The sequence below is a fragment of the Allosphingosinicella sp. genome (assembly GCF_036387615.1).
Classification (GTDB): Bacteria; Pseudomonadota; Alphaproteobacteria; order Sphingomonadales; family Sphingomonadaceae; genus Allosphingosinicella.
In genome coordinates this window covers 1-17,593 of record NZ_DASVTH010000066.1, presented here as the reverse complement: position 1 = coordinate 17,593, position 17,593 = coordinate 1, and the positions used below count along the sequence as shown (strand labels likewise).

At 65.7% G+C, this 17,593-nt stretch carries 12 protein-coding genes; 6 read left to right on the top strand and 6 right to left on the bottom strand.

The genetic code is table 11. From position 1 onward, the window contains the following. Positions 1 to 32 precede the first annotated feature (32 nt). From VF631_RS14715 to VF631_RS14700, 4 genes are all read right to left on the bottom strand, one after another. Positions 33 to 4,169, bottom strand: coding sequence for a PAS domain S-box protein (locus VF631_RS14715; RefSeq protein WP_431851073.1), 4,137 nt, complete (start codon positions 4,167 to 4,169; stop codon positions 33 to 35). 77 nt (positions 4,170 to 4,246) lie between these two features. Beyond that, positions 4,247 to 5,806, bottom strand: coding sequence for a glutamine-hydrolyzing GMP synthase (gene guaA / locus VF631_RS14710; protein WP_431851072.1), 1,560 nt, complete (start codon positions 5,804 to 5,806; stop codon positions 4,247 to 4,249). 75 nt (positions 5,807 to 5,881) lie between these two features. Then, positions 5,882 to 6,397 carry a hypothetical protein gene (locus VF631_RS14705; protein ID WP_431851071.1) on the bottom strand — a complete coding sequence of 172 codons (516 nt, stop codon included), beginning with the start codon at positions 6,395 to 6,397 and terminating at the stop codon, positions 5,882 to 5,884. Between the two features lie 112 nt (positions 6,398 to 6,509). Then, the gene (locus VF631_RS14700; protein WP_431851070.1) at positions 6,510 to 6,923 is read right to left on the bottom strand and encodes a hypothetical protein; all 414 of its coding nucleotides are present in this window, start codon (positions 6,921 to 6,923) and stop codon (positions 6,510 to 6,512) included. Positions 6,924 to 7,206: 283 nt separating this feature from the next. Here VF631_RS14700 and scpA point away from each other — a divergent pair, with 283 nt between their 5' ends. The 4 genes from scpA to VF631_RS14680 all read left to right on the top strand — a co-directional run bounded on the left by scpA (position 7,207) and on the right by VF631_RS14680 (position 13,528). Then, positions 7,207 to 9,489, top strand: a complete 2,283-nt coding sequence (gene scpA / locus VF631_RS14695) for a methylmalonyl-CoA mutase (protein WP_431851174.1) — start codon at positions 7,207 to 7,209, stop codon at positions 9,487 to 9,489. Between the two features lie 98 nt (positions 9,490 to 9,587). After that, positions 9,588 to 10,574 carry a biotin synthase BioB gene (gene bioB, locus VF631_RS14690; protein WP_431851173.1) on the top strand — a complete coding sequence of 329 codons (987 nt, stop codon included), beginning with the start codon at positions 9,588 to 9,590 and terminating at the stop codon, positions 10,572 to 10,574. 230 nt (positions 10,575 to 10,804) lie between these two features. After that, positions 10,805 to 12,907, top strand: a complete 2,103-nt coding sequence (locus VF631_RS14685; protein WP_431851069.1) for a biotin carboxylase N-terminal domain-containing protein — start codon at positions 10,805 to 10,807, stop codon at positions 12,905 to 12,907. 42 nt (positions 12,908 to 12,949) lie between these two features. Beyond that, positions 12,950 to 13,528, top strand: coding sequence for a TIGR00730 family Rossman fold protein (locus tag VF631_RS14680; RefSeq protein ID WP_431851068.1), 579 nt, complete (start codon positions 12,950 to 12,952; stop codon positions 13,526 to 13,528). Here the strand turns inward: VF631_RS14680 and VF631_RS14675 are convergent. Then, positions 13,525 to 14,874: an Nramp family divalent metal transporter gene (locus tag VF631_RS14675; protein WP_431851067.1), complete on the bottom strand. Its 1,350-nt coding sequence runs from the start codon at positions 14,872 to 14,874 to the stop codon at positions 13,525 to 13,527. The two genes, VF631_RS14680 and VF631_RS14675, sit on opposite strands and share 4 nt — an antisense overlap. Before the next feature lie 91 nt (positions 14,875 to 14,965). Here VF631_RS14675 and mntR point away from each other — a divergent pair, with 91 nt between their 5' ends. Next, the gene (mntR, locus tag VF631_RS14670; protein WP_431851066.1) at positions 14,966 to 15,427 is read left to right on the top strand and encodes a manganese-binding transcriptional regulator MntR; all 462 of its coding nucleotides are present in this window, start codon (positions 14,966 to 14,968) and stop codon (positions 15,425 to 15,427) included. Here the strand turns inward: mntR and VF631_RS14665 are convergent. Beyond that, positions 15,369 to 16,274 carry a YihY/virulence factor BrkB family protein gene (locus tag VF631_RS14665; RefSeq protein ID WP_431851065.1) on the bottom strand — a complete coding sequence of 302 codons (906 nt, stop codon included), beginning with the start codon at positions 16,272 to 16,274 and terminating at the stop codon, positions 15,369 to 15,371. The genes mntR and VF631_RS14665 overlap by 59 nt on opposite strands. Before the next feature lie 119 nt (positions 16,275 to 16,393). Between VF631_RS14665 and VF631_RS14660 the strand changes: the two genes are divergently transcribed. Then, positions 16,394 to 17,581 carry a dipeptidase gene (locus VF631_RS14660; RefSeq protein ID WP_431851064.1) on the top strand — a complete coding sequence of 396 codons (1,188 nt, stop codon included), beginning with the start codon at positions 16,394 to 16,396 and terminating at the stop codon, positions 17,579 to 17,581. Positions 17,582 to 17,593: the final 12 nt, after the last annotated feature.

Genomic DNA, 17,593 nt, shown 5'->3' with positions numbered 1-17,593 from the left:
TCGGGCGCGCGCTTAGCCAGCACCGGGCGCAATCAGGGCTGGTCGAGCAGATCGCGGACGCGGCCGGCCAGGTCAGCGTAGCTGAAGGGTTTGGTGATCAGTTCCACACCCGGATCGAGCCGGCCCTGGTGGACGATGGCGTTGCGGGCATAGCCGGTCGTGAACAAGACCTTGAGACCCGGGCGGATCGCCCGCGCTTCCGTCGCCAGCTGATCGCCCAGCATCCCGCTCGGCAGCACGACGTCGGTGAAGAGCAGGTCCACCTCCCCCCCCTGCCGCTCGAGCAGGCGCAGCGCCGATGGCCCGTCATGCGCCTCCAGCACCCGATAGCCGAGCTCGCGCAGAACCTCGACCGAATAGGTACGCACGTCGTCGTCGTCCTCGCAAACGAGGATCGTCTCCTCGCGCGTGCCTTCCGGGACAAGCGGATCGGCCACAGCCTCTTCCTCGGCGACGGCGCCGATCAGTCGCGGCAGGTACAGCTTCACACTCGTGCCCTGGCCCGCTTCCGAATAGATCTTCACGTGCCCGCCCGATTGCTTGACGAAGCCGTAGACCATCGAAAGCCCGAGCCCGGTTCCGCGGCCGACATCCTTGGTGGTGAAGAAGGGCTCGAACACCCGCTGGAGCGTCGCCTCGTCCATGCCGCTGCCGGTGTCGGAGACGCAGATCACGACATATTGGCCGGGCGCGACCCCGGTATTCTGCGCGGCATAGCCGTGATCGAGGTGAGCGTTGGCGGTCTCGATAGTGAGCTTGCCGCCCTCGCCCATCGCGTCGCGCGCGTTCACCGCCAGGTTGATGATGGCGTTCTCGAGCTGGTTCGGATCGGCCTCGACGCTCCACAGGCCGGACGCCAGCACCGTTTCGATCTCGAAAGCCTCGCCAAGCGTCTGGTGCAGCAGCTCCGACATCCCGCCGACCAGGCCGTTGAGGTTGATCGGCCGGGGCTCGAGCGGCTGGCGCCGTGCAAAGGCGAGCAGCCGCTGGGTCAGAACCGCCGCGCGCTCGGCGCCGCGCATCGCATTCTCGGCCGAGCGGCGCAGGCGCGCCTGATCTTGCGGCAGGTTCCGCTGCAGAATTTCCAGGTTGCCCGTCACAATCTGGAGCAAGTTGTTGAAATCGTGGGCGACCCCGCCAGTTAATTGGCCTAGCGTCTCCATCTTTTGCGCTTGGCGCAGCTGCTCTTCCAGATGCTTGCGCTCGGTGACGTCCCGGCCAGCGGCGTAGAACACGTCCCGTTCGGGCACACAGGTCCAGCTGTACCAGCGATAATCGCCGTTTGCGGCGCGCAGCCGGATATCGAAGTTCTGGACGACTTCGCCGCCGACCAGGCGTTCGAACTCGCGTCGGGTGGCGGCAAGATCCGACGGGTGCACCAACGCGTCGAATGCCGTTCCAACCAAGGTATCACTTTGGTAGCCGAGCTGCTCGGCCCAGGCGGGATTGGCCAGGCGATAGAATCCGTCGAAACCGCAGATCACGAACAGGTCTTGGCTGACGTTCCACACTCGATCGAGCTCGCGCGTGCGTTCCTCGATGCGTAGTTCCAGCGTGTCGTTCAGTTCCCGCAGCCGCTCCTGGGCCGCGACTCGCTCCCCCAATTCCTTCTGCGCAGTTTTATAGAGCCGAGCATTGTCGATCCCAATCGCGGCCTGGCCGGCGATCCCGACTACCAGCCGCTCATGCCGTTCCGCGAAGCGCCCCGGCGCGGGATGTCCGAAGAACAATCCGCCGATCACCTCGCCCGATCGGCTCGTCACCGGCACGGCGAGGTAGCTTCTGACGGGCAGATGCCCCTCGGGCATGCCCTTGTGCGGATGGTTCTTGCCGTATCGCGGATCCGTCAGGATGTCGTCGGACCGGATCGGCCCTTCGCCGGCAAAGGTGGGGCTGAAGATCGCCGTAGCACGGGGCATGCCGAAAGCGTCGAACTGCGACCGCTCCGCGCCGGAAAGGGTATAGAGCATCATCAGCTCGCCGCCCTCCGCGACATTGTAGAAGAACGCCCCGAAATGTGCGCCAGTCAGCGACACGCCGGCGTCGGTCACCATCTGCACCAGCTTGTCGAGATCGAGCTCCGCGGCGAGCGCCGCCCCGGTCTGGTTCAGGGTTTCGAGCGTGCGGCTTTCCTCGCGCAGCGCCTCTTCGGCGGCGCGGCGGCCGGTCACGTCGATGTTTCCGCCGACATAGCGCCAAGGGCGGCCGTCGGCGTCGAACACCACGTTCGCGCGGCCCGATAGCCAGCGCACCTCTCCCGTATCGGCCCGCACGATCCTGTATTCGTAGTCAAAGGGGCGCCGCTCCGAGATCGAGCTTTGCAGCGCCGCGACCGCTTGCTCCCGGTCTTCGGGATGAATGACCGCGTTCCAGGTCGCCAGGGTTATCGGCGCGCCCTCCGGAAGACCGAACAAGGCGTAATATTCCGGCGAACATATCGCCTCGTCCTTGCGCAGATCGTAGTCGAAGCTGCCGATGCCGCCGGCCGCCTGCACGATACGCAGCCGCGCCTCGCTGTCCCGCAGGGCCGCATCGGCCGCGCGCCGCTCGGTGTCGTCCTGCACGATCTTGATGAAGCCCCGCTCACGCCCATTCACATCGGGCGGGAGCGGGTGAACCGACCCGCTCATGAACACCAGACTGCCATCCGCGCGAACGTGCCAGCGTTCGTCGCTGGCGCAGCCTTCCTCGCGCGCCGTCTCGGTCTCGTGATCGGGTGCCCCCGCCGCACGATCCTCAGGCGTGAAGATGATGTCGGCGGACTGGCCGACCACTTCCTCAGCGGAAAAGCCGAAGATCGCGGCGGCGCCTTTCGACCAACTTGTGATCCGCCGGTCGGGGGCCATGGTGATGATTGCGTAGTCGCGCGCGCCATCGACTACGAGCCGCAGCCTTTCCTCGCTTTCCCGCAGGGCCTGCTCGGCCGAGAAACGCTGAGTGTCGTCGCGCGCTGTGAGGACTGCTCCGCTGGTCTCGCCGGAGGGGAGCCGGATCGGACGGGCGGAGCCGATCGCGAGCACCTCGGTTCCGTCCGGTCGCCGGATCCGCCAGCGCGCGTCAACCACTGTTTCGCCCTTGATGGCGGCGCGGGCCAGCGGCAGCTCGTGCGGCGGGTGCGGCTCGCCGGCCTCGGTCAGCAGGTGATAGGTTTCGGTATAAGCGTCCGGTGCGACGCCGAGCAGCTTGACGCCATGCAGCCGCTCCGCCGCTTCGTTAACAAAGCTGATCCGTCCTTCCGGATCGGTGACGATCACGCCTTCGCTCAGTTGGCCCAGAATGGCGGACTGTTCCGCGGCGATCTTCTCGCTGCGCGCGCTAGCCGCCTCGACTTCAGCTTGCGCGTGCTTTCGCGCGCTGATGTCGCGGTAGAATACAGCAAGGCCGGTCGCGACCGGGTAGGCGCGAACCTCGAGCCAGACGTCGTGCTGGTCGGACAGGTGTCGGTATTCGATCAGCTGCGGCCGCTGTTCGGCCAGTGCCCGCTGGTAAGCCGGAAGGGTCGGCAGCTTTTCGCTTTCCGGCCAGAGCTCCAGCAGGTGCTTTCCGATTATCTCCGCCTTGGGACGCCCGTCGATCCGCTCGCCTTCCGCATTGATGTCGAGCAGGCGAAGCTGCGGCGAAAACAGGACAAAGCCCTCGCCCATCCCCTCGAGGACCTCGCGGACCCGCGCCTCGCTCGTCAGCAGCCGCTCTTGGGCGATCTTGAGGTCATGGATGTCGGTGCAGGTGCCATACCAACGCACGATCTCGCCGGCCTCGTTCCGGACCGGCTGGGCCCGGCCGAGCACCCAGCGATACTCGCCCGAACGGTGTCGCAGCCGATATTCGATGTGGTACGGCTCGCCGGTGTCGAGGCAGTGCGCCCACACCGCCCAGGCGCGTTGCTGGTCGTCGGGGTGGAACATGCCGTTCCACTCCTCGCCGTCGGTGGAGCCCTCGGGCACGCCTGTATATTCATACCAGCGCCGGTTGAAATAATCGTGGAACCCGTCCGGCCGGGTCGACCAGATCATCTGGTCGATCGAATCGGCGACCGTTTGGAAGTGGCTTCCCACGACCGGATTGCCGTCTGCAGAGACAAGGGCGGGGTCGTCGGCGCGCCGGAACCGGAGGTCACCCGCCTCCGGCCCGTTCCGCCGTCCGCTACCCTCGCCTTCCGAATTCGCCACGCGTGCCGCTACCCTCGTGCAAGAGGCGGACGAGTAGAGACTTCCGTCGCAAGTTCAAACTCTTTGGAGAAGCTCGATCATTCCCACTCGATCGTGCCCGGAGGCTTGGAAGTATAGTCGTAGACCACGCGGTTGATACCGCGCACTTCGTTGATGATTCGGGTGGCGACTTGGGCGAGAAAGGCGGAGTCGAACGGATAGATGTCCGCGGTCATTCCATCGGTCGAGGTGACGGCCCGAAGCGCGCAGACATATTCGTAGGTGCGGTGGTCGCCCATCACGCCGACCGTGCGGACCGGGAGCAAGACTGCGAACGCCTGCCAGATCGCGTCGTAGAGGCCGGCGCGGCGGATCTCGTCGAGATAGATGGCGTCGGCCTTGCGCAGGATGTCGCAGCGCTCCTTGGTGACCTCGCCCGGGATGCGGATGGCGAGGCCGGGGCCGGGGAAGGGATGGCGGCCGACGAACGCGTCGGGCAGGCCCAGCTCCTTGCCTAACTCCCGAACCTCGTCCTTGAACAGTTCGCGCAGCGGCTCGACCAGCTTCATGTTCATGCGCTCGGGCAGGCCGCCGACATTGTGGTGGCTCTTGATCGTGACGGATGGGCCGCCGGTGAAACTGACGCTCTCGATCACGTCGGGATAAAGCGTGCCCTGCGCCAGGAAGTCGGCCCCGCCGATCTCGCGCGCTTCCTCGTCGAAGATGTCGATGAAGGTCTTGCCGATCAGCTTGCGCTTGGCCTCCGGGTCGGTGAGCCCGGCCAGCCCGTCCAGGAAGAGCTGCTCGGCGTCCACATGGACCAACGGGATGTTGTAGTGGCCGCGGAACAGCGCGACGACCTGCTCCGCCTCGTTGGCGCGCAGGAGGCCGTGGTCGACGAAGACGCAGGTCAGCTGCTCGCCGATCGCCTCATGAATCAGCACGGCGGCAACTGCGCTGTCCACTCCGCCGGAAAGTCCGCAGATCACCCGGCCGGTGCCGACCTGCTCGCGGATCTCGGCGAGCTTCGCTGCGCGAAACTCGGCCATCGTCCAGTCGCCGGCAAGCCCGCAGACATGACGGACGAAGTTGGCAAGGAGCTTGCCGCCGTCGGGCGTATGGACCACCTCGGGGTGGAACATCAGGCTGAAGAAGCGTCGCTCCTCGTTGACCGCGACTGCGTAGGGCGCGCCGGGCGATTGGGCGACGACGCGGAAGCCCTCGGGCAAGGTCTCGACCCGGTCGCCGTGGCTCATCCACACCTGGTGGAGTTCGCCGGGCGTCCACAGGCCGTCGAACAGCACGGACTCGCCAGTGATCTCGATAAAGGCGCGGCCGAACTCCCGGCTGTCGGAGGGCGCGACGAGGCCGCCGAGCTGGTGCGCCATCGTCTGCTGGCCGTAGCAGATGCCGAGGATCGGCACGCCGGCGTCGAAGAAATGCTGGGGTGCGCGTGGGGAATCGTCCCACATTACCGAAGAGGGACCGCCGGAGAGGATGATGCCCCTGGGCCGGAGCCGCTCGAACGCGGCGTCGGCGGCGTTGAACGGAGCGATCTCGCTGTAGACGCCGCATTCGCGCACGCGGCGGGCAATGAGCTGGGTGACCTGGGACCCGAAGTCGACGATGAGAATGGTGTCGGCCGGCTGGACGGTCATGCGGGGCCCGTGCGATGCAAGAATGCGCGCGAGCCCTAGGACCCGCGCGCACCCTTTGTCCAGCAAGCTGACCGCTTAGTAGCGGTAGCCCCCGTGGTTCAGCCGGAAATCGCGAATCCGGCCATTGCCGTAGGCGATGCAGGTGAAACGCTCGCCATCGTAGCGAACGCCGCCGCCATAGCCGTAGCCACGATCATAGCGATCATAGCGGTCATAACGGTCGTAATAGCCGCCGCCCTCGATCACGCCGCGGACTCGGAAGCGATCGCCGCCGGTCTGGTCGACATCGAGAATGCGCACGCGGCCCCGGCCATACCGCTCCGCCTCATAGGCGCAGCTGTTGACCGCGTAGCGATAACCGTCCCGGTACCGATATCGATAGTTGTAGCCATAGCGATGGCTGTCGCGGTCGAGCGCGGACGCGATCGCGGCAATGCCGCCGATCACCGCAACGCCGGTGATGATGTCGCCCGCGTCGATGCCGCGATCATAGTGGCGCCGATAATATTGGGCATCGGCCGGAGCGGCCATCGACACGCTCAAAGTAGCTGCTCCGACGGCACCGGCCAGGAATTTAGAAAGCTTTTTCATGGCAATCCTCCAGAAACCGCTCAGTATCCCTGAGCTTGGGGAGGCTGATAGCCGAACGACGCTGGCCCATCGCTGAACTCTTCGTCGTCCAACATTCAGCTATACGGTCAGCTCAGTAGCGGTAGCGCCACTGATAACCGTCCCAGTAGAGGCGCGGATCGCGATACCCGCCGCCATGATAAGGCTGGCTGTAGCCGTAGCTGTAGCCTGTCGCGTAGCCATGATGAGGCTGGCTGTAGCCGTAATGCCGGCGATCGTAATAGCCGTACTGGTTGTCACGGCGATCCCGGCGGTAATCACGTCGGGCGTCCCGCAATTCGCGTCGGCATTCGCGGCGTTCCTGGCGATATTCGCGCCGGGTGTCGGCCTGCCTCAGTTCACGCCGGCATTCACGCAGTTCCTGGCGCACGTCGCGCTGATATTCCCGGTAGTCGCGGTAATCTTCGCGCCCATAATATTGGGCCTGGGCCGCCGAAGCCGGCAGCAAAACCGCCGCTGCGCTCGCGGCGAGGGTAAGGATACGCATACTCACTCTCCTGACAATACTCGGATGACGTCCGACACGACGGACGCTGCCGCTAGAACGAGCAGAGCGGGCAAGCCGTTGCATGAACAGGAGACAACAAGCGTGCCGGAGCGCTTCTGATGCGCTGATCTGGCTGGCTTGTTCGTTCGGGCCGACGCGCCTAGCAGGGCTCGAACTCCAGTCTGCGGTTGCAAGCACGCGGGATAGCATTTTGAGCAGCGATCGAGCCGATATCGAGATCAACACGGGCGAGGATACCGGCGCCGCACCGGCTCCGCGGGAGTTGCCGATAGCCTCGGCGCAGGAGCCCTCGCCTGAAGCATGGGCGGCGTTGGCGGCTAAGGAGGTGAAGGGGCGCGACCTCACCTGGGAGACGCCGGAGGGGATCGCGGTCAAGCCGCTCTACACGGCGGAGGATGCTGCCGGGATCGACCCCGGCCTGCCCGGCTTCGCGCCGTTCACACGGGGCGTTCGGGCTAGCATGTATGCCGGGCGGCCGTGGACTATCCGGCAGTATGCGGGTTTCTCCACGGCCGAAGAGTCCAACGCCTTTTACCGGCGCAATCTCGCCGCGGGGCAGAAGGGCCTGTCCGTCGCATTCGATCTTGCGACGCACCGCGGCTACGATTCCGATCACCCGCGCGTGCAGGGCGATGTCGGCAAGGCGGGGGTGGCGATCGACACGCTCGACGACATGAAGATCCTGTTCGAGGGCATCCCGCTCGACAAGATGTCGGTGTCGATGACGATGAACGGCGCGGTGATCCCGATCCTAGCTTTTTTTATCGTTGCGGCGGAGGAACAGGGCGTTTCTCAGGAGCAGCTGGACGGCACCATCCAGAACGACATCCTGAAGGAGTTCATGGTCCGCAACACCTACATCTATCCGCCCGCGCCCAGCATGCGGATCGTGTCGGACATCATCGCCTACACCTCGGCGCACATGCCGAAGTTCAACTCCATTTCCATCTCCGGCTACCATATGCAGGAGGCGGGGGCGACGCAGGTGCAGGAGCTTGCCTTCACCATCGCCGACGGGAAGGAATATGCCAAAGCGGCGATGGCGACCGGACTGGATATCGACAAGTTCGCCGGCCGCCTCTCCTTCTTCTTCGCGATCGGCATGAACTTCTTCATGGAAGTCGCCAAGCTGCGCGCCGCGCGCAAGCTCTGGCACGGCGTGATGACGGAGCTCGGTGCCAAGGACGAGCGAAGCAAGATGCTGCGTACGCATTGCCAGACGTCGGGCGTCAGCCTCACCGAGCAGGACCCGTACAACAACGTCATCCGCACGACGGTGGAGGCGATGGCGGCGGCGCTCGGCGGCACCCAGTCGCTCCACACCAACGCGCTTGACGAGGCGATTGCGCTACCGACCGACTTTTCCGCCCGGATCGCGCGCAACACGCAGATCGTGCTGCAGGAGGAGACCGGGATCACCAAGGTCGTCGATCCGCTCGGCGGCTCTTATTATGTCGAGGCGCTGACCCAGGAGCTGCACGACCGCGCGCTGGAGATCATCGCCCGCGTCGATGCCGAGGGGGGCATGGCCAAGGCGGTCGCGGCCGGCTGGCCCAAGGCGATGATCGAGGAAGCTTCTGCCGCACGCGCGGCGCGGGTCGATAAAGGCGAGGATGTGATCGTCGGAGTCAACCGGTACCGGCTGGCGGACGAGGCGGCGGTAGAATTCCGCGCGATCGACAATGCCGCAGTGCGAGATGCGCAGATCCGGCGCATCGAGGCGACCAAGGCAGGGCGGGATGAAGCGCAGTGCCGGGCGGCGCTGGATGCGTTGAGAGAGGGAGCACGCCAAGGTCCTCCCCGGGACGGAGAAGGGGAACATGCGCAGCATGGTGGAGGGGGTCCCGAGACCCGCAGTGCGGGCGACGAGCCCCCTCCACCACTCGGCTTCGCCGAGCGGTCCCCCTCCCCGTCCCGGGGAGGATCGAACCTCCTTGCCCTCGCCGTCGAATGCGCTCGCGCGCGCGCGACTTTGGGTGAGATCAGCCAGGCGATGGAGGATGTCTTCGGACGATACGATACCGTGCCGACCCCGGTCAGCGGCGTCTATGGCGGCGCGCATGGCGACAGCCCGGGGTGGCTCCAGGCTGGCCAGGGCGTCGAGGCGGTCGGCCGCCGGCTCGGCCGCAAGCCGCGCATGCTCGTCGCCAAGATGGGGCAGGACGGACATGATCGCGGCGCCAACCTGGTGTCGTCCGCATTCGCCGATCTGGGCTTCGAGATCGTTCCCGGACCGCTATTCCAGACACCGGAGGAAAGCGCCCGGCTCGCCGTCAGCAAGGATGTGGACGTGGTCGGCGCGTCCAGCCTCGCGGCGGGGCACAAGACGCTGGTGCCCGAGCTGATCGGCCACTTGCGCGATCTCGGCCGGCCCGACATCAAGGTGGTGGTCGGCGGGGTCATCCCCGCCCAGGATTACGACATGCTGCGCGAGGCGGGCGTGCAGGCGATCTTCGGACCGGGTACAAACCTTGTGCAGGCGGCGGCGGAAGTGCTGAAGCTGCTCGGCCATAACCTGCCCCCGCTTGAGGAAGCTGCCCAATGAACCCCCTCACCCGTCATTCCCGCGAAAACGGGAATCTCGCTTCCTCTCTTGTTGCGCCCGAAAGGAAGCGGGATTCCCGCCTTCGCGGGCATGACGAGATTAGGACGGATTGGACGCGCGCGGAGATTGGCGCTTTTTTCAACCTCCCCTTCCTGGACCTTCTCTACCAGGCCCATACTGTCCACCGCCGCTACCACGCGCCGAACCACGTCCAACTCTCCACCCTGCTGTCGATCAAAACCGGCGGCTGTCCGGAGGATTGCGGCTACTGCTCCCAATCCGCTTTCGCCAAGACGGGGCTGAAGGCCGAGAAGCTGATGGACGTTGAGGCGGTGCTGCAAAGCGCCGCCGAGGCGAAGGCGAACGGCTCCGGCCGCTTCTGCATGGGCGCGGCCTGGCGCGAGCCCAAGGAGCGCGACATGGACGCGCTGTGCACGATGGTGGCGGGCGTCAAGGCGATGGGGCTGGAGACCTGCATGACGCTCGGCATGCTGACCGGCGACCAAGCGGAGCGACTGAGTGCGGCCGGGCTCGATTATTACAATCATAATCTCGACACCTCGCCCGAACATTATGGGGAGGTCATCACCACCCGCACCTATCAGGAGCGGCTCGACACGCTGGGCCATGTCCGCGCGTCCGGCATGGCGGTCTGCTGCGGGGGAATCGTTGGCATGGGCGAGAGCCGGGAAGACCGCGTCGGCTTCCTCCACGCGCTTGCCACCCTGCCCGAGCATCCGCAAAGCGTGCCGATCAACGCGCTCGTGCCGGTGCCCGGCACCGTGCTTGGCGACATGCTCGCCGGCACGCCGCTGGCCAAGATCGACGACATCGAATTCGTCCGTACCGTTGCCGTGGCCCGCATCACCATGCCGCGCAGCATGGTCCGCCTTTCCGCCGGCCGCGAAAGCATGAGCGAGAGCACGCAAGCCCTCTGCTTCCTTGCCGGCGCGAACAGCATCTTCACCGGCGACAAGCTCCTCACGACCGGCAATGCCGGCGCAGGCGCGGACGCGGCTTTGTTCGAGAAGTTGGGGCTGGTGCCGATGACGAGCGAGGAGCCGGCGCGGGTGGCGGCGGAGTGAAGGTCCCGAACAAACGGAAGGCAATCCTGTTTGGAAGCCTTTCTGCTGCTTATTGGTCGCTCGGCACGATTGTGGTTATGTTCATGGCGATCAGGACATGCAGCATGCACCCTGATTACGCTGCGACTTGTGATGCAACTCCCATTATTGTGACGGCGGCCCTAGTTACCTTCGTCTATCTCTCCGGAACCATCCTGTACTTCTCACGGCAGATCTCGGGAGTCGATTGAGTGTTCTCTAAAATCCTGATCGCCAATCGCGGCGAGATTGCGTGCCGGGTGATTCGCACCGCGAAGCGGATGGGCATCAAGACGGTAGCGGTCTATTCGGACGCGGACGCGCGGGCGCCGCATGTGAGGATGGCCGACGAGGCGGTGCGGCTCGGGCCGGCGCCCGCGAGCGAAAGCTATCTCAAGGCCGAACTGATCCTGCTCGCGTGCAAGGAGACCGGCGCGGAGGCGGTGCATCCGGGCTACGGCTTCCTGTCCGAGCGCGAGAGCTTCGCGCGGCTGCTGGCCGAGAACGGCATCGCCTTCATCGGCCCGCCGCCGAACGCGATCGCGGCGATGGGCGACAAGATCGAGTCCAAGAAGCTCGCCAAGGCGGCGGGCGTCAACGTCGTGCCAGGCTTCCTCGGCGACATCGCCACCACCGACGATGCGGTGCGCATCGCCGGCGAGATCGGCTATCCAGTGATGATGAAGGCCTCGGCCGGCGGCGGCGGCAAGGGGATGCGGCTGGCCTGGTCCGAGCAGGACGTGCGCGAAGGTTTCGAGGCGACCAAGCGCGAGGGCCTCGCCAGCTTCGGCGATGACCGCGTGTTCATCGAGAAGTTCATCGAGAGCCCGCGCCATATCGAGATCCAGCTGATCGGCGACCAACACGGCAACATCATCTATCTTGGCGAGCGCGAATGCTCGATCCAGCGCCGCCACCAGAAGGTGGTCGAGGAGGCCCCCTCACCGTTCGTCACGCCCGAGATGCGCCGCGCCATGGGCGAGCAGGCGGTCGCTCTCGCCCGCGCGGTCGGCTACTATTCCGCCGGTACCGTCGAGCTGATCGTCTCGGGCGCGGACCCGACCGGCAAGAGCTTCTACTTCCTCGAGATGAACACCCGGCTGCAGGTGGAGCATCCGGTGACGGAATGTGTGACCGGGCTCGATCTGGTCGAGCAGATGATCCGGGTGGCGGCGGGCGAAAAGCTCGCGTTCACGCAGGACGACGTGAAGCTCAGCGGCTGGGCGGTTGAGAACCGGGTCTACGCCGAGGACCCGTATCGCGGGTTCCTGCCGAGCACGGGTCGGCTGGTGCGCTATCGGCCTCCGGAGCAGGTCCTTCGAGACGCGTCTTCGACAAGCTCAGCCGCTCCTCAGGATGAGCGGATAGTTGGATCAGCTTACACCAGAACCGCTCATCCTGAGGAGGGACTGAGCTCCGGCGAAGGCCCGTCTCGAAGGATCACCCGCGTCGACGACGGCGTGTTCGAGGGCGGCGAAGTCTCCATGTTCTACGATCCGATGATCGCCAAGCTGATCACCTGGGCCCCAACGCGGGAAGAGGCGATCGACCGCCAGATCGGCGCGCTCGACAGCTTCGTGATCGAGGGGATCGGCCACAATGTCGATTTCCTGTCCGCTTTGATGCAGCATCCGCGCTTCCGGTCGGGAAACATCACAACCGGTTTCATCGCCGAGGAATATCCGGAAGGGTTCCAGGGCGCCCCCGCCGAGCCCAAGCTGCTGTGCCGCCTGGCGGCGCTTGCCGGGCTGCTGTCCACAGAGGCGGCCGGGCGGGCGCTCGAGATCGAAGGCCAGCTCGGCACGCCGCTCTCCGTCCCCAGCGACTGGGTGGTGCGGATCGGGGATAAGAGCTTCCCGGTCAGCGTCGCCGCCGAGGGCGTCCATGCCGGTGACGGGGAGATGGCGGTGGACGCTTTCTGGGTTCCGGGCCAGCGGCTCGTTCAGGCACAGATCGACGGCGAGGAGCTGACCGTCCAGGTTGAGAAGCGAGTCAATGGCTGGCGGCTCATTACCCGCGGCGCGCGCTTCGATGCACAGGTGCTGACGCCCCGAGTCGCTTTGCTGGCCGACTTCATGATCGAGAAGGTGCCGCCGGACCTGAGCCGCTTCCTGCTCTGCCCGATGCCGGGCCTGCTGACCGCGCTCAACGTCGGCGAGGGCGACCGCGTCGAGGCCGGGCAGCCGCTTGCGGTCGTCGAGGCGATGAAGATGGAGAATATCCTGCGCGCGGAGAAAGCCGGGAGGGTCGCGAAGGTCGCGGCCAAGCCGGGCGACAGCCTGGCGGTGGACGCGGTGATCCTCGAGTTCGAATGAAATCGTCACCCCGGAAGACGGCTCACATCTAAGGTCAATCTCATGCGCATCTGTGTATACACCGGCTCCCGCCCCGGCAGCCGGCCTGAGTACGAGGCCGCCGCGCGCGGTTTCGGGACTTTGCTGGCCGAGCGCGGGATCGGGCTGGTCTATGGCGGCGGGCATCTCGGGCTTATGGGCGTGATCGCCGATGCAGCGCTCGCGGCAGGCGGCGAGGTGGTCGGCGTGATCCCGCAGAAGCTGGTCGAGTGGGAGGTGGCGCATAGCGGCCTGACCGAACTCCACGTCGTCCACTCGATGCACGAGCGCAAGCAAATGATGGCCGACCTGGCCGACGCTTTCGTCGCGCTACCCGGCGGGATCGGGACCATGGAGGAATTGTTTGAAGTCTGGGCCTGGCTCCACCTGGGCTACCACGACAAGCCCTGCGCGCTGCTCAATGTGGCCGGCTTCTATGACCCGCTGATCGCTTTCCTGGACGGCATGGTAATCGAGGGCTTCCTCAAGACCGGCACGCGCGAGATGCTTCTGACCGGAACCGATCCAGATGAGCTGCTCGAGCGTCTGCAAGAATATCGGGCGCCCGCCACGCTTCCGATCCTCGAGCGCGACGAGCTTTAGCCGCTTATCAGGCCGGAAATCCCCGACACGTCGGCGAGCAACTTGACATTGAGCGCGACGATCACGGCGGCGATGATCCAGGCGCCGAGCTTCAACCATTGCGGGTTGGCGAACTCACCCATCTTGGTGCGATCGCTGGTGAAGTAGACGAGCGGGATCACGGCGAAGGGGAGCTGCATGCTGAGGATAACCTGGCTCAGCACCAGCAGCTTGGCGGTGCCGCTCTCGCCATAAAGCACGGCCACGGTGACCGCGGGAACGATCGCGATGAGGCGCGTGATCAGGCGGCGGAGCCAGCCCGGCAGGCGGATCGAGAGGAAGCCTTCCATCACGATCTGGCCGGCGAGAGTGGCGGTGACCGTGCTGTTCTGGCCCGAGGCGAGCAATGCAACGGCGAACAAAGTGCTGGCGGCTGCCGCGCCCAGAGCGGGAGCGAGCAATTGGTGCGCCTGCTGGATCTCGGCGACATCGGTGCGGCCGGAGAAGTGGAAAGCGGAAGCCGCGAGGATCAGGATGGCGGAGTTGATGAACAAGGCCAGCATCAGCGCGATCGTGCTGTCGATCGTGGCGAACTTGATCGCCTCCCGCTTGCCGGGTGGGGTGCGGTCGAAGGCGCGGGTCTGGACGATGGCGGAGTGAAGGTAGAGGTTGTGCGGCATCACGGTCGCGCCGAGGATGCCGATCGCGATGTAGAGCATGGCCGGGTTGGTAACGACCTCCGAGCTGGGCACGTAGCCACCGAGCACGGCGCGCAGGTCCGGCTGGGCGAGCGCGAGCGTGTAGATGAAGCAGCCGGTGATGATGATCAGAAGCGCGATGATGAAGGCTTCCAGGTAGCGGAAGCCGCGCTGCTGCAGCAGCAGGATCAGCAGCACGTCGAGCGCGGTCAGGACGACGCCCCAGACGAGCGGCAGGCCGAACAGCAGTTGCAGCGCGATCGCGGTGCCGATCACTTCGGCCAGGTCGCAGGCGATAATGGCGAGCTCGCACGCGAACCAGAGCGCGAGGTTGACCGGGCGGCTGTAATGGTCGCGGCAAGCCTGGGCGAGATCGCGGCCGGTGACGATCCCCAGCTTTGCGCTGAGCGACTGCAGCACGATCGCCATGAAGTTCGACAGGAGGATGACGCTGAGCAAGGTGTAGCCGAAGGCGGAGCCGCCGGCGATGTCGGTCGCCCAGTTGCCCGGATCCATATAGCCGACCGCGACGAGATATCCGGGGCCGGCGAAGGCGCCGAGCTTGCGCCAGAAGCGCGCGTCCTTGGGCACCGATATCGTGCGGAACACTTCGGGCAGGCTCGGCCCGGACTTGGACCGCCAGGCCGGCCTTGCTTGCGGTTGATCCATTCCGCCCCCTGTCTCTGGCCAGCTTAGCGTCTGCACTACAAGTTAGCCAAAGCTAAATTGTTCCGTCCAGGCTTATGTGCGATGGAGCGCCATGGTCTTACCCGATCCCAAGGAACAGGCGCGGCGCTTCGCGCGAGTGCGCTCGGCGCATCGGGCGGAGATGCAGGAGGATTATCTCGAGCTGATCGCCGAGCTGATCGCCGAAACGGGTGAAGCCCGCGCGGCCGATCTTGCCGAGCGGTTCGGGGTGACGGCGGCGACTGTGGCCAACACGCTGGCGCGGCTGCGGCGTGACGGTTTGATCGAGACGCAGCCCTACCGTTCAATTTTCCTCACCGAGGAAGGCCGGCAGGTCGCCGCGCGATCACGAGCGCGGCACCTGCTCGTCTTAGACTTCCTCCTCAGCCTCGGCGTCAGCCGCGAGGTCGCCGAAATGGACGCGGAGGGGCTGGAGCATCATCTCAGCCCGGAGACGCTGGCGGCGATGAAAGCATTCAGCTCGCGGGGTTCGGATGCCCCTGGGGATCCGCCACCTTCTCGATCTCCGAATTGAGCTCGCCGCCCATCAGCAGGATGTAGGCGGTGAGGTAAAGCCAGGTCAGGAAGACGACGACGGCGCCGAGGGAACCGTAGGTCGCGTTGTAGCTGCCGAAATTGGTGACGTAGAAGCCGAAGCCCAAGGTTGCCGCGATCCAGAGCAGGGTGGCGGTGATCGAGCCCGGGGTGAGCCAGGCCCATTTGGCCTTGGGACGATTCGGGGCGTAGCGGTAGACGAGTGCGATGACGGCGCTGACGCCGGCCGCGGCCAGCACCCAGAGCAGGATCTGGAGCAGCGTGTGGACCAGCGGTGAGGAGAAAGGCAGCAGCCGCTCGATGAACCCCATTACGGAGATTGCCAGCATGCCGAGGAGCAGCGCCGCAACCGCGCCCACCGTGATCAGCGCTGCAAGCATGGTCGTCTTAACGAAGCCACGATCCTCCTCCACGCCATAGACGATGTTGAGCGCGGTGATGATGGAGGTCGCGCCGCGCATTGCGCCGTAGAGCGACAGGAGCAAGGCAAGGAGCAGCCCAAAGCCCTGCTTGCTGGTTGCGGTCTTGCTGATGCTGATCAGCTGCTCGCCGATCAGCTTCGCGGCATCCGCCGGCATGACGGCGGTGAGCCCCTGAACATGGCTCATGACCGAAGCGGGATCGGCGACGAGGCCATAGGTCAGCACCAGCGCGCCGAGCAGCGGCACGAAAGCAAGGAACGCGTAGAAAGCAACGCCCGCCGCGACGATGCTGACGTTGTCCTTGTTGGACTCGGCGTAGGTCCGTTTCAGGATCTGGAACCAGCCGGCGGGCGGGATCTTCGCAGGGCTGGCCGCCGCCTTGGTGTCTGCAACTGCTTCGGCCATCTGGTGTCGCTCCGCGTGATGGGCGCTGAAAAGACTGGGCTTGGCCAAGGGTTCCCGCACCTTGCCTCGCTTCTCTCGCTCCGGCACGGTGCAGGCGATTGCCGGAGGATTTGATTCCAATGAGACCCGCCCTGTTCGCGCTTCTTGCGCTCGCGCTCGCCATCCCTGCTTCGGCGGCGCAGGACGGGGTGACCATGGCCGACCGGCTGCTGCACGATCGACTGCTGACGCTCGACACGCATCTCGACACGCCGAGCCGGTTCGAGCGGCCCGGCTGGCGATTCGACCGGTGGCACGACTACGATCAGGACGGCAGCCAGGTCGACCTGCCTCGCATGGAGCAAGGTGGGCTCGATGGCGGCTTTTTCGTTATCTACACCGCGCAGGGGCCGACCACGCCCGAAGCTTACGCCAGCGTCCGCGACCAGGCGCTGCTGCGGGCGATGGCGATCCAGCGCGTCGTCGCCGAGAACGAGGACAAGCTTGCGCTCGCCACCACCGCCGCGGACGCCGAGCGGCTGCACCGCCAGGGCAAGCGCATCGTCTACCAGTCGATCGAGAACAGTTATCCGCTCGGAACCGACCTTTCGTTACTGACCACCTTCCATAAGCTCGGCGTGCGAATGGCGAGCCCGGTCCACAACGGGCCGAATCAGTTTTCGGACAGCGCGCGCGGCGACGTGAAGCACCGCGGCCTGTCGCCGCTCGGCCGGCGCTGGGTGGCCGAGATGAACCGGCTGGGCATGGTAATCGACGGCAGCCACGCGTCGGACACGGCGATAAGCCAGATGATCGACCTGTCACGCACGCCGCTGGTGCTATCGCACCACGGCCCAGACGCGATCTTCGATCATCCCCGCAACATACCCGACGCGCTAATGCGCAAGCTCGCCAGGTCGGGCGGCGTCATGCAGATGAACACCCTGTTCCTCCGCACCACCACCAGCGCGGATTGTCGCGACGGGATCGAAGATCGACAGGAACGGTGGGAAGTGCTCAGCGCCAGCGAGCGGGCGCGGCTGGTTGCCGACCGGGCCGCGTGCCCGCCGCTCGAGCTGGCGAACCTCGACCTGTTCATGCGCGCCCTGCTCCACGCCGTGCGTGTGATGGGCGTAGACCATGTCGGCATCGGCGCGGACTGGGACGGCGGCGGCGGGCTCACCGACATGAAGGACATCGGCGGCCTGCCCACGATCACCGCGCGAATGCGGCAAGCGGGACTAAGCGAAGCCGACATCGCCAAGATCTGGAGCGGCAACACGCTGCGCCTGCTCCAGGCGGCGGAGCGGGGCGCGGCGACACGCTGATGAGCGCGGCCG